The organism is Methanonatronarchaeum sp. AMET-Sl (assembly GCF_029854155.1).
Lineage (GTDB): Archaea > Halobacteriota > Methanonatronarchaeia > Methanonatronarchaeales > Methanonatronarchaeaceae > Methanonatronarchaeum.
The window spans coordinates 537,120-550,000 of the sequence record NZ_CP122958.1 but is presented as its reverse complement, the minus strand read 5'-3'; the positions used below and the strand labels follow the sequence as shown (position 1 = coordinate 550,000).

The 12,881-nt window shown below is 38.9% G+C and carries 15 protein-coding genes; 11 read left to right on the top strand and 4 right to left on the bottom strand.

Annotation, left to right across the window (positions count from 1 at the left end):
* Positions 1-27: 27 nt before the first annotated feature.
* The 5 genes from QEN48_RS02685 to pyrI all read left to right on the top strand — a co-directional run bounded on the left by QEN48_RS02685 (position 28) and on the right by pyrI (position 4,036).
* Entirely contained in the window at positions 28-483 is a 456-nt protein-coding gene (locus tag QEN48_RS02685; protein ID WP_280108873.1) for a PUA domain-containing protein, read from the top strand.
* Positions 484-489: 6 nt separating this feature from the next.
* Entirely contained in the window at positions 490-837 is a 348-nt protein-coding gene (locus QEN48_RS02680) for a nascent polypeptide-associated complex protein (protein ID WP_280108872.1), read from the top strand.
* A gap of 131 nt (positions 838-968) precedes the next feature.
* On the top strand, positions 969-2,243 hold the full coding sequence (locus QEN48_RS02675) for a TIGR00341 family protein (protein ID WP_280108871.1): 1,275 nt from the start codon (positions 969-971) through the stop codon (positions 2,241-2,243).
* A gap of 412 nt (positions 2,244-2,655) precedes the next feature.
* Positions 2,656-3,579: an aspartate carbamoyltransferase gene (gene pyrB / locus QEN48_RS02670; RefSeq protein WP_280108870.1), complete on the top strand. Its 924-nt coding sequence runs from the start codon at positions 2,656-2,658 to the stop codon at positions 3,577-3,579.
* Entirely contained in the window at positions 3,572-4,036 is a 465-nt protein-coding gene (gene pyrI / locus QEN48_RS02665) for an aspartate carbamoyltransferase regulatory subunit (protein WP_280108869.1), read from the top strand. The genes pyrB and pyrI overlap by 8 nt, the downstream gene beginning before the upstream one ends.
* Positions 4,037-4,092: 56 nt before the next feature.
* Here the strand turns inward: pyrI and thiD are convergent, their stop codons facing one another.
* From thiD to QEN48_RS02645, 4 genes are all read right to left on the bottom strand, one after another.
* Positions 4,093-5,412 carry a bifunctional hydroxymethylpyrimidine kinase/phosphomethylpyrimidine kinase gene (thiD, locus tag QEN48_RS02660; protein ID WP_280108868.1) on the bottom strand — a complete coding sequence of 440 codons (1,320 nt, stop codon included), beginning with the start codon at positions 5,410-5,412 and terminating at the stop codon, positions 4,093-4,095.
* Positions 5,413-5,493: 81 nt separating this feature from the next.
* On the bottom strand, positions 5,494-6,255 hold the full coding sequence (locus QEN48_RS02655; protein WP_280108867.1) for an ATP-binding cassette domain-containing protein: 762 nt from the start codon (positions 6,253-6,255) through the stop codon (positions 5,494-5,496).
* 18 nt (positions 6,256-6,273) lie between these two features.
* A complete protein-coding gene (gene cbiQ / locus QEN48_RS02650; protein ID WP_280108866.1) occupies positions 6,274-7,023 on the bottom strand; it encodes a cobalt ECF transporter T component CbiQ in 750 nt (249 codons plus the stop codon).
* Between the two features lie 249 nt (positions 7,024-7,272).
* A complete protein-coding gene (locus QEN48_RS02645; protein WP_280108865.1) occupies positions 7,273-7,911 on the bottom strand; it encodes a CbiM family transporter in 639 nt (212 codons plus the stop codon).
* A 188-nt stretch (positions 7,912-8,099) separates the two neighbouring features.
* Between QEN48_RS02645 and QEN48_RS02640 the strand changes: the two genes are divergently transcribed.
* Genes QEN48_RS02640 through QEN48_RS02615 form a run of 6 tightly spaced genes read left to right on the top strand, consistent with a single transcriptional unit; the run spans position 8,100 to position 12,880 of the window.
* Positions 8,100-8,612 (top strand): methyltransferase domain-containing protein, encoded by a 513-nt coding sequence (locus QEN48_RS02640; RefSeq protein WP_280108864.1) that lies wholly within the window; start codon positions 8,100-8,102, stop codon positions 8,610-8,612.
* Positions 8,606-9,229: a cobalt-factor II C(20)-methyltransferase gene (locus QEN48_RS02635; RefSeq protein ID WP_280108863.1), complete on the top strand. Its 624-nt coding sequence runs from the start codon at positions 8,606-8,608 to the stop codon at positions 9,227-9,229. Before QEN48_RS02640 ends, QEN48_RS02635 begins: the two co-directional genes overlap by 7 nt.
* A gap of 27 nt (positions 9,230-9,256) precedes the next feature.
* Positions 9,257-9,961, top strand: a complete 705-nt coding sequence (cobM, locus tag QEN48_RS02630; protein ID WP_280108862.1) for a precorrin-4 C(11)-methyltransferase — start codon at positions 9,257-9,259, stop codon at positions 9,959-9,961.
* Positions 9,892-10,854: a cobalamin biosynthesis protein gene (locus QEN48_RS02625; RefSeq protein ID WP_347985124.1), complete on the top strand. Its 963-nt coding sequence runs from the start codon at positions 9,892-9,894 to the stop codon at positions 10,852-10,854. Before cobM ends, QEN48_RS02625 begins: the two co-directional genes overlap by 70 nt.
* 3 nt (positions 10,855-10,857) lie before the next feature.
* Positions 10,858-12,264 carry a precorrin-3B C(17)-methyltransferase gene (cobJ, locus tag QEN48_RS02620; protein ID WP_280108861.1) on the top strand — a complete coding sequence of 469 codons (1,407 nt, stop codon included), beginning with the start codon at positions 10,858-10,860 and terminating at the stop codon, positions 12,262-12,264.
* Positions 12,254-12,880, top strand: a complete 627-nt coding sequence (locus QEN48_RS02615; protein WP_280108860.1) for a precorrin-8X methylmutase — start codon at positions 12,254-12,256, stop codon at positions 12,878-12,880. The genes cobJ and QEN48_RS02615 overlap by 11 nt, the downstream gene beginning before the upstream one ends.
* Position 12,881 lies beyond the last annotated feature (1 nt).

Here is a 12,881-nt window from a genome sequence, read left to right as displayed (position 1 = left end):
AAGACTATCGGATATATTTAGGGAGAGATGTCTTTGAAAACAGCTAGATCTATTGCTGACTACCAGTTTGGAGTAGGTGTTGGTGAGAAGGTTTTTCCCGACGGTTGTGATGTTAGTTATAGGCGTACTGGAACTATACGCAAGGTCTCAAAGGATGGAGTTGATATTGCATATCTACGGGTTAAGGATGGTTTATTCACTCTCAGTATAATTGGGGGTCGGAGAGTTCTTGAGTCAACTCCTTATCCGGAGAACCGGGTTGTTGTCTTGAATGAGGTTGGTGATTTTATTAGGGATGGTAAGACTGCGTTTGCTAAACACGTGGTTGAACTTGACCCAGAAATTAGAGCTGGCATGGAGGTTGTTGTTGTTGATGAGGATGACAACTTACTTGCAACAGGAAAGACAACATTAAGTTATAAAGAGATAAAGTTATTTGAAAAGGGCGCCGCAGTAGAGGTTAGAAGCGGCGTTGATAGGTGATAATTTATGTTTCCAGGAATGAGAGGCGGATTCGATCAAAGAAAAATGGATCAATTGATGAAGCAGATGGGAATCGACATTGAAGAACTAGAGGATGTTGAGGAAGTTATAATAAAAACAGCGGAAAAAGACCTTGTTTTCAACAAAGCTGAGGTAACTGTGATGGATGCTAAGGGCCAGAAAACATACCAAGTGATTGGGAATCCAGAAGAGATTAAAAAAGAGGTTGAGCCGGATGAAGAGGACATAGAGTTCGTGATGGAGCAGACAGATTGTTCTGAAGATGAAGCCATTCAGGCTTTGAAGGATAATGAAGGAGACATAGCAGAAGCAATAATCTCACTTGAAGACTGAATCTTGAAGACTGAATCGATTTAGTTGGATTTGTCGGGGGCCAAACGTCTTTGAGGATCGTTTGGCCGTTATTTGATATTTTTGGACATAGTTTTATTAGCGTTTGTTCGAAGTTTATTATTGGAGTATAAATGACTTTCCGCACAATTGAAGTCAAGGTACCCTCGGATATGAAGGATGAGGTTCTCTCCATTTTGGGTGAAGAGAGTGTTGAGCGGTCTTTAGTTTTAAAAACTGAAGATCAGGAGATGCTTATTAGGGCGCTTGTTCCGAAAGAAAAGGTTGAGGAGGTAACTGAGGCGTTATGTGAGGCTGGAGTGGAGAAAGAGGGCTGGCTTTCAGTGGCGACTGTGGAGGTTTTTCTTTCAGCAGAGGCTGAAGATATTAAAGAGGAGGCTAGGGAGGAAGAGCAAGACCGGATTTCTCGTGATGAGTTGAAGGCTCAGACCAGTGAGATGGCTAAGTTAACTCCTAGTTATCTAATTCTAACGATTGTTTCTTCGGTAATAGCTACTTGTGGTATACTTATTAACAGTACGGCAGTTGTTGTCGGCTCGATGGTTATAGCTCCTATTCTAGGTCCTGCTGTTGCGTCTGGGGTCGGGACTGTGCTTGCAGACAGGGATTTATTTCGGGAGGCAATTTTTTCTGAAGTTTTGGGTGTTCTAATTGCAGTTATTTCTTCAGCGATTTTTGCTTGGATTGCTTTTAAATTTAATTTGGTATCTCCAATCTACGACCCAATGTTGGTTGATGAGATAATTGAGAGAATATATCCAACGTTTTTAAGTATCGCTATAGCGATTGGATCTGGAATTGCTGGAGCACTTTCACTTACTGTTGGATTGAGTACGGCTCTTGTTGGAGTCATGATTGCTGTTGCTCTTATCCCACCGGCATCTGTGGCAGGGATAGGGATTGCTTTGGGCGATCCTTTGATAGCTGTTGGAGCTTCAATATTGCTTGCAGTAAATGTACTGTTTCTTAATCTATCGGGTACATTAACCCTTAGATATCAAGGTTACCTACCTAGTGAGTATTATAAGCAAATATGGGTTAAACGTGACCTTGTTAGAGTAAGCATTGTTTACGTAGTTTTAATTGGCCTTGCCAGTACAATGGTGGTCGGTGTTTCTTATAACATGTATTCTAACGCTGCTTTTGAAGGGGAGGTTGAGGGTGTAGTTGAAGAGGTTTTAGAGGGGTATGATGAACTTGAGTTTAAAGAGCTTGAAATGGGGTATGATAGTTATTATATTTTGTTTGAAGAACCTGTTTCAATAACCATTTCGATTTATTCACATGGTCCACCACCGGATGATATTAAATCTGAGTTAAGCGATATAATTTATTTAGAGACCGGTAAGGAACTTGAATTAACTGTAGAAGTAATACAGGTTCTTTGAGCCATTTAGGGGGTTGTTAGGTGTTTAAAAAGTATTTTAGTGATGAAAAAAACCTTAAAAACTTGTCATTTATATTGATCTTCGTTGGGTTTTTTATGTCTTATCTCTCTGTGTTTATAGGTTGGTTTATAGAGCTTGATAATGATTTTTTACTTGCCCCAGCTTTCTTCATATCGATTTTGGGGATTATATTTTTGTTTGAATTTGTCTCCCCCAGTAATGAAAAAGAACAATGACAATGGAAAAGCGATGGGTTTGTGGAAAAATGTTTAGTTGTTTGGGTGTAATGGGTTTTTGATACATAGTCGAAAGCATACCCCCGTCTTTAGGCGCGGGAGGATGTCAAGTAAGATTTAAGGTATAGATTTAAGGTATGGATTTAAATTATATATTGATGTTTGGTGTGGATGGTATGAATTTTAGTGGTAGCGATATAATTTCGATGCAGGATTTTAGTAAGGACGGGGTGTTCGAGGTGTTGTCTCATGCTAGAGAGGTTGAGGAGGAGGGGCCTGTTAATGATTTGTCTGGTTTGGTTTTAGCCAACTTGTTTTTTGAGCCAAGTACTCGAACTAAACTGTCTTTTGAGACCGCTATGAAAAGGCTTGGAGGCGAGGTTATTTCAATTGATTCTGTTGATGCCTCTAGTATAAAGAAGGGGGAGACGTTGGCGGATACTGTTCGTGTGATTGAGGGTTATGCAGATGCCTTGGTTTTGAGACATCCAAAGGATGGGGCGGCTAAGATGGCTGCTCGATTCACGGACTCTCCGGTAATAAACGCTGGTGATGGTTCTAATGAACATCCAACCCAGACTTTGACTGATTTATATACTATCTGGAAGGAGAGGGGTAAGATTGATGGTTTGAACATAGCTGTTTTAGGTGATTTGAAGTATGGACGAACCGTTCACTCCCTTGTTATACCTCTATCGATGTTCGATGTCAATCTGTTTCTAATCTCCCCACCCCAACTTGAAATTAGAACTGAAATATTGGAGGATATAAAAAGAAATACTGCAGAGATCTATAAGACTGATTCTCTTATGGAGGTTATAGGTGAAATAGATATTCTTTATGCGACCAGAATACAGAAAGAGAGGTTTGCTGACCCAAATGAATATGAAAAGGTTTCAGGGAGTTATAAAATCGATAAAGAGGTTTTGGGTGATGCTAGAGAGGACTTGATTTTGATGCATCCGTTACCACGGGTTGATGAGATTGATCCAGAGGTTGATGAAATGGAGTTTGCATCTTATTTTGAACAATCGGCTAACGGTGTTTTTATTCGTATGGCGTTGTTGGAGATGATTTTAGGTGGTGTTGTTGATGGATGATAAGAAGCTTCGAGTTGGAACGATTAGAGATGGAACTGTGATAGATCACATTACTGCTGGGTCGGCATTAAAGGTTGTTCGGATACTTGGTATCGATGAAGGGACAGAGGATATTGTTTCTATTGCAATGAATGTACCTTCGAATAGAACCGGGACCAAGGACATTGTTAAGGTTGAAGGTAGGGAGCTTGCTTCTGATGAGGTTGATAAAATAGCTTTAATAGCTCCAAAGGGAACTATAAACATAATACGTGATTATGAGGTTATTGAAAAGAATAAGGTTCATTTGCCCAGACAGATAGAGGGCGTGGTTAGATGTCCTAACCGTAACTGTATATCGAATACTGAGGAACCGATAAACTCAGAGTTCCAGGTTGTAACAACCAACCCTGTTAAGCTTCGGTGTGTATATTGTGAACGTGTTCTCGACCAATATATCTCTGAACACATAAAATAAGTATTTTTATCTAACTTCAGGACTAAGGCTTCTTTCTCTTCAGGTAAGAGGTCACTTTACCTCTCATTGTGTTTTTTTGATATTTTTATGGCTTTTGATACCGCTTCAACTGCATCATGTCCAAGGATTCTTATCATTGGTTCTTTGCCGTGGCCGCCTGTATCATAAATGAGGTCTGGAATCGATTTGTGTTTTTTTATTGCTTTATCGGTTCCATGTGACATTGTATCGTCTTCAGGTACGTTTTTTCTTTTGAAAGATGTTGTTTTCATACCGATTTCGTTGGCGATGTCGATTATTTCTTTGCTGTATTTTATGTTAAGGGCACCCCGGATCCGGGGGTTGTGTTTCATTACGGTTGTGATTATTCTTGCAACGTGGCTTGATGCACCGTATTTTGGACATCCAACCGGCTTTACTTTGTTTTCTGTTTTTACTATTCTGCCTGGTATTGCTATTATGTCTTCTGGGCCTTGTGGGTTTTTGGTGGCCATTCCTATGTTTGACCCGACCTCTGGGATTAGGTTTGTTGGGTTTGCTTTAATATATTTTTTTAGAGCTTTTGAATGTGTTTTCTGGGTTTTATATTTGGTTGATTGTTTTAGGGTTTCTGTAATTGGGTTTACTGGTATGTTTCCTTGGCCTATTTTATCTCCGTTTTTAATTGCTTGTGTGGTGAATTTTTTAGCTTTTTTTATTGCTTTTTTTGGTTTATTGCCTTTGGCGATGTAGGCAGTTATTGCGGAAGAAAAAGTGCATCCAGAGCCATGTGATTGTATATCAAGTAGACTTCCTTTGTATGTGTGGTGTTTTTTTCCATTGTATACGTAGTCGTCTCCATTTATGTGGCCGCCGGTTATAACGATTGTTTCTGGGCCTTTGTTCCATATTTTTTCTAGTGCGTTGTGTATGTCTTTTTTTGTCTTGATTTCTTTTCCACTGAGTTCGATTGCTTCTTCCTTGTTTGGGGTTATTAGGTCTGATATCTCGAGCATTAATGTTTTTATTGTCCTTAGGCTTCCTTCTGTAACTAATGGGTCCCCTCCTTCTGAAATCATAACTGGGTCGAGAACTATGTATATGTCTCTGTTTTTTAGTGTGTTGTATACTGTTTTAACTATCGCTTCGTTGTGAAGCATTCCTATTTTAATTGCTTTGATGTCTATGTCGTTTAGAACGGTCTCTATCTGTGTTTTGATGTTTTCTGGAGGTAGGTCATGGATATTGGTTACGGTCTCTGTGTTTTGACTGGTTACTGATGTGATTGTTGAACAACCGTGAACACCTAGTGCTGCAAATGTCTTGAGGTCTGCTTGTATACCTGCTCCACCGCCTGAATCGGAGCCGGCGATTGTCATTACTGAGGGAACCTTCAAAATAATCACCTATTTAGTTAATTGTCTCTGTTTAAACTAAATCTACCTAAAAAAATAGAAAAGATTCTGTTTGGGTTTGGGTTATTTTAGGTGTTTGAGTCCTTCTTTTCCTAGGGCTTTTATTATTGAGGGGACTCTTAATCCGTATTGTTTTAGTAGTTGGTTGTCGGTTAGTAGTTCTTTGGCTGGTCCTTGGTTTTTGAGTTCTCCGTTTTGTAGTATTATTGCTTTGTTGCAGGTTTGTAGTACCATTTCGATGTCGTTTGATGCGATTATTTTGGTTTTGTCTATTTGTTGGAGTAGTTCTATCATGTTTTCTCTTGCGCCTGGATCGAGGTTTGATACGGGTTCGTCTAGTAAGACGATTTCGGGGTTCATTGATAGTACTGTGGCTACTGCGATTCGTTTTTTTTGTCCGAAACTTAGGTCGTGTGATCCTTTTTCTTCTTTTCCCATTAATCCGACTTTTTTTAGTGATTCTCTAACTACTTCATTTATTGAGTTTTTGTTGCATATTTCGAGTTGCATTGGGCCGAATGCAACGTCTTCGAATACTGTGGGCATAAATAGTTGGTCGTGTGGGTCTTGGAAAACTATGCTGACTTTTCTTCTAACCCATGATTCGTTGTCTTGAACTTTCTGTCCGAGTACCTTGATTTCTCCTTTTGTTGGTTTTAGTATGTGTGGTATGCATTGGAGGAGTGTTGATTTTCCGGCTCCGTTTGGTCCTAACAAGGCTATTGATTCGCCTTTTTGTATGTCTAGTGTGACGTGGTTTAGTCCTTTGGTTCCGTCTTCGTATCTATAGCTTAGGTTTTTTATTTCGATTGCTGGGGGTTCCAATGTTCCACTTCTCCATGTTTAAATTAGGTGGAGGAGTATTGCTAATGCGATTGATGAGAAGGACATTGCTAGGTCGCTGTTTGTTATCCCTATGTTTCTGTCTATTGTGGTTACCATTTTTCCTCTGTATCCTCTTGCCATCATTGCTTTATGTACTCTCTGGCTTCTGTCGAAGCTTCTTACAAATATCATTCCTATTAGGTTGCCAAGTACTTTGAGTTTTGAGGGTTTTGGGCTGAGTTGGTATCCACGGCTTTTTGCTGACATCATCGATTTTTCTGTTTCTTCGAATATTACGAATATGTATTTGTATGTTAGGAAGAAGATCTCTATGAATGTTTTTGGTACGCCTAATTCGCTTAGTGATCTGAGTATTTCCTCAAATTTTGTTGTCATTATTACAGCCATCGATAATGTCATTATTGTCAGCATTTTTAGGCTTATTATTGAGGCAGTTGTGAGGCCTTCGTAGGTTGCTGTTAGGAATAGTATTGTGAATGCTGTTTCTCCGGGGGTGAAGAATGGTACGAATATGAAGATGGCTGCCATGAACATGAATATCCATTTTAGGCGGTTGAGTAGTTTTTTTATTGGTAATCCGGACAGTATGGCTGCAGTGAAAACTAGTGATAATGCGATTGTGAGGGGTATTATGTTTTGTAATAGAACTATGGATAGTATTAGGATTAATGCGGAGATGATTTTGGTTTTAGGGTTGAATTTATGGAGGAATGAATCCCCACCGATATATAGGTTTTTGTGTTTCATTTTTTATCCAACCATCCTGTCCGGAAAATAACTTCATCAAGGTGTTTTGAATTTTTGCAATATATATTTAACTCTACTGAACTAATAAAACTAGTGTTTTCAGCGTTAACCCAAGGTTATAAAAAAGTTTATTAGATAATGAGGGGGTGGGTAATAAAAAAGATAGGAGAATCCTCTACCCAACCTCCCTCCACAAAAAAAGAGGAAATAGGGGGCGGGTTTTTTTGGTTCCCAACACCTTCATCAAAATTAATTAATTGGTCTTGTTTTTTGTTTTGTTTTAACAAGCATTTCCGGTTTCACTTTTGCTAAATATCCTATTACAACACCCAGAACGATTCCCTCCAGTAATATTATTGGTGAGTGCAGCAATGCTAAGCTGTATGCCATCTCGGTTAGACCTGCCCCCACAAATGGCTCTGATATAATTAATGCTGCCACTGCGAGTAGCACTACGAGGATTACTCCTATTCCAGATACTATTCCGCCTACTATTGCTTCTGCCTGTTCTCTATTGATTAGGTTGAGTCCGTTTATGTATAGGTAGTATGCTATTAAAGCTGGTATCCCCATGAATACAGTGTTTATGCCGATGGTTGTTATTCCTCCGTGGCCTGTGACTGCGTGTAGTATTATTATGATTGTTGCTGAGAGGTATGCTTGGCTTCCTAGTAATATGCCTAGTGCTCCAGCCATTGTTAGGTGTGCTGAGGATCCACCTACTGGGATGTGTATGTATGTTATGACGAATAGTGCTGCGGTTATCAAAGCTATTCGGGGGATGTCGTCGCGGTCGATTGTTTTTAAGGACCATATTACTAGGATTAATGTGATTATTATGCCTGCGATCCATACAGGGTCTGCGAGTACGCCATCTGCGATATGCATTATTTTCCTCCAAAAAAATATTCAATTAAATCTTAAAATATTCAACTTAGTTTTAAGTGTTTTTGTTTTTAAGTCTTTTGGTAAAAAACAAACCCCAAAACCAAAAACACAACCCAAAAACACAAACAAGAAAAATAATAAACCCCCTCCAATAAATAGGGAGAAAAACCTGAGGAAAGAGAAATAAAATGTCCCTAAAAGGAACCCCAACAAAAGAAGAAGTAATTGGAATAACAATCCAAAAACTCAACATACAAAAAAACAACCGATTCCTAGACATCGGATGTGGATCAGGCGCAATATCAAAAGCCGCCTCAAAACACACCAAAAAAATCCATGGCATAGACAACAGAAAAAAAGCAATAGAGATATCACAAAAAAACTGTCCAACAGGAAAATTCCACCATGGAAACGCATCAGAAATAATACCAAAACTCAAACCATTTGACCGAATATTCATAGGTGGAACAAAAAACATCGAGCAATTCTACCCAAAAGCAATAGAAAAACTCAAACCAAACGGCAAAATAATCGCAAACGCCGCAAGACTAGAAACAACACTAAAAATCCAAGAAAAAATGAAGAAACAAGAAATACACAAAGAAACCATCATGATAAACATAGCAAAAAGCTATGAACTAGCCGAAGAAACGGCATTCAAACCCCAAAACCCAGTTTTCATGGTTGTAGGAAAATGTTAATAGGAATAAGCCTCGGACCAGGAGACCCTGAACTACTCACAATAAAAGCAGAAAAAACCCTAAAAAACGCCGACAAAGTCTACGTACCCGGAGAAAGAGCAAAAAAACTCGTAGAAAAATACTGCGAACCAACAACACTCAAATTCCCAATGACCTCAGACACAGAAGTACTAGAAAAATACTGGAACAAACACGTAGAAGAAATCGCTCCAATAGCCCAAGAAAAAACAGTAGCATTCGCAGTACTCGGAGACGTAAACTTCTTCTCAACATTTGGCCACATAAAAAGAATAATCGAACAAAAACACCCCGACATAGAGATACAGACAATCCCCGGAGTAAGCGCAATAACAGCAACAGCATCAAAAATGAACCTATTCATAGACACATCATTCAAAGTCACAGACGGAAGCCAACAACAAACAAAAATCATAATGAAAGCCACAGAACTCGAAAAACAAATCGAAGAACTCAAAAAACAAGGATACAACGAATTCATACTAGGAAAAGAACTCTACACCGAAAAAGAAGAAATAACAACCGATATACCAGAAGAAAGCCCCTACTTCTCAATACTACTAGCCAGAAAAAACCAAAACAAAACAAAAAACCCATAAACCAGAATAAAAAAAGGAGAACTTAAAATGAAATTACATTTCGTAGGAGCAGGTCCAGGAGACCCCGAACTCATCACAATGAAGGGAAAAAAACTCCTAGACCAAGCAGACCTAATCGTATACGCAGGATCCCTCATAAACGAAAAAATACTAGAAGACCTAGACGCAGAACTCATCGATAGCTACGGCCTAGAACTACAGGAAATTACAGAAACCATGATCGAAGCCTGTAAACAAAACAAAAAAGTAGTAAGACTACACAGCGGAGACCCAGCACTCTACGGCGCAATAGTAGAACAAATGGAGATACTAAACCAACACAACATCGATTATGAAGTCGTACCAGGAGTATCATCAGTATTCGCGTCATCAGCAGCACTAAAAACCCAACTAACACTCAAAGGAGTATCAGAATCAGTAATACTCACAAGACCAAGCGGAGAAACACTCGAAGAAGACAAAATAAAACAACTCTCCCAGATGAACACAACACTCGTAATATTCCTCGGAATATCAAAAATAGATGAAATCGTCAAAAAAATAGACAGACCAAAAAACACACCAGTCGCAGTCATATACAAAGCAAGCTGGGACCAAGAAAAAATAATCAAAGGAACATTAAGCGACATAGCAGAAAAAGTACATAAAGAAGGAATAAAACGATCAGCACTAATAATAATCGGAGAAATCGTAGAAAAAACAGGATACAGGAGGTCAGAGCTATACGGATAAATAAAATAATCCACTTCAAAAGAGACAGAAAACAAGCAGAAAAAATAAAAAAAGCACTCCAAAACAAACAAAACAAAACCCAACTAACCCCATACAAAAAACACGACTTCAAAACAAACAACAAAAACGAAACCCACATCTACATAATGGCCCTCGGAATCGTAATCCGAAAAACCAAAGACAAACTTAAGAACAAATGGAAAGACACACCAATACTAGTCGTAGACAGAAACCTAAACCACGTAATACCAGTAACAGGAGGCCATCACGGAGCAAACGAAACAGCACTAAAACTACACCAAAAACTAGGCCTATACCCCGCAATAACAACAGCAACAGAAGCATCACAAAAACCCTCACTAGAAGCGATAGCCAGAAAACACAAAAAACAAATCCACAACAAAAACTCATCCAAAAAAATCAACTCATACATAATAGACCTTGAAACCGACCTACCCATAATCAAGATAGACGGACCCCGAATAATAGAGATAGAAGACAACGTAGCCATACTACAAAACCCCGAAAAACCACCAAAATACATAATAGGAATAGGAGCCCGTAAAAACGTAAAAACAGAAAACGTCATAAACGCCATCAAAAAAACACTAAAAGAAAACAACATCAAGAAAAAAGAAATAACAGCGATAGCAACAGCCGACATCAAAAAACACGAAGAAGGAATAAAAAAAGCAGCCAAAAAACTCAAACTACCACTCCTAATAGTCCCAAAAAACAAAATAAACCAAATAAACCCCCCATCAGAATCAAGAGCAACCGACCTCGGATACACCGGAGTAGCCGAACCAACCGCAATAGCAACCTCAATACAAAAAAAACTGATCCAAAACAAAAAAACAATCGGCGACGTCACAATCGCAATAGCGAGGTAAATAATGACAGGAAAACTATTTATAGTAGGCATAGGGCCTGGAAAAACAAAATACATGACAAAAAAAGCAATAAACGCAATAAAAAACTCAGAAGTAGTAGTAGGATACAAAACATACCTAAACTTCATAAAAAACCACACAACAGATAAAAAAACAATTGGAACCGGAATGAAAGGCGAAGTAGAACGCGCCGAAAAAGCAGTAAAAGAAGCCAAAAACAAAACAGTATCAATAATAAGCGGTGGAGACCCCAACATCTATGGAATAGCCGGCATCACAATGGAAATAGCAGAAAAACAGAGATACCAAGGCGAAATAGAGATAATACCAGGAGTAACAGCCTTCGCAGCAGCAGGATCATTACTAAAAAACCCATACAACAACGGAGTCTGCTGCATAAGCATGAGCGACCTCCTAACCCCCTGGAAAGACATAACACAGCGAGCCGAAACCGCAGCAAAACAAGACATAACAACAGTATTCTACAACCCCAGAAGCCACAAAAGAAAAGAAAACCTACGCAAAACACTCCAAATATACAACAAACACAGACAACCAGAAACAGAAGCAATAATAGCCAAAAACATAGCCAGAGAAAACCAAAAAATCCAGAAAACCACACTCAAACAACTACAAAAAAACAAAGAATACAACAAAATAGGAATGCGAACACTCATAATAATCGGCTCCCAAAACTCAGAACTAACACCACAAAAAAACCAAGACCCAGAAAACCCAGAAATAATCGGAATAGGACCAGGAAACCCCGAACACCTAACAAAGAAAGCCGAAAAACAAATCAAAAACTCAAAAACAATATACGGTCCACAAAGATACATAAACCAACTAAAACCCATACTAAAAAACCAAGAACTAGAAACACACCAACACCTAAACTACAAAGAAAGAATAAAAACCAGAATAAAAAAAGCAGACCAAAACACCACCATCCTATCAGGAGGAGACCCCAGCATATACGGCCATAAACAAAAACACAACAAAACAACCAGAACAACACCCGGAATAACCGCATACCAAGCCCTAGCAGCAAAAACAGGCGCCCCAATAATAAACGACTTCATGATAAAAACCACAACACAAAAAAACTGGCTAGAAACCACCAAAAAAGCCCTAAAAACAGATTACGCTCTCGGAATATACAACACATCCCCCAAACACATAAAACAAATACAAAAAACACTACCCAAAGACAGGCCAATCGCAATCGGCCAAAACATCACCAGAGAAAACCAAAAAATATTGATAACAACAAATAGAAACCTCGACACAACAAAACTAAACAACGACCAAAACCACACAACCCTAATACCAAACTCAAATTCATATATATGGAAAAAAAGGAACGTTATAATAACCAGAAGAGGATATAAAGATAAATATGACTACTGAAAACTTTGATTTTGGAGCCTCCTCAGAAGAAGGAGAAGAAATAGCACAAGAAAGCTGGAAAATAGCAAGCAGATTAGTAGATGACGACAGCCCAGAAGGACAGATAAAAAAACGCTGCGTAATAGCAACAGGAGACGGAGACATAAAACACCTAGTAAAATTCAACAACAACCCAATAGAAGCAGGATTAGACGCTCTCAAAGACGAATCACCAATATACACAGATATAAACATGGTTAAAGTAGGAATAAGCCAGAGAGACCATAACTCCAAAATAGACACAGCAATAGGAAAAGGCGACGAAAAAGCAGAAAAAGAAGGAATAACAAGAACCTCAGCAGGATTCATACAACTCGGAGCAAAACTAAACGGATCAATAATCGTAATCGGAAACTCACCATCCGCATTATTCACAGTAATCGACATGATGGACGCAGGAATAATAGACCCCCGCCTCGTAATAGGAATGCCAGTAGGATTCGTAGGCGCACAAGACAGCAAAGCAAAACTAGACCAAATGGACGTACCATCAATAACAATAACCGGAAGCAAAGGCGGAACCCCAATGGCCGTAACCACAATAAACGGAATAATCGAAATGTATAGAAACGAGTGAT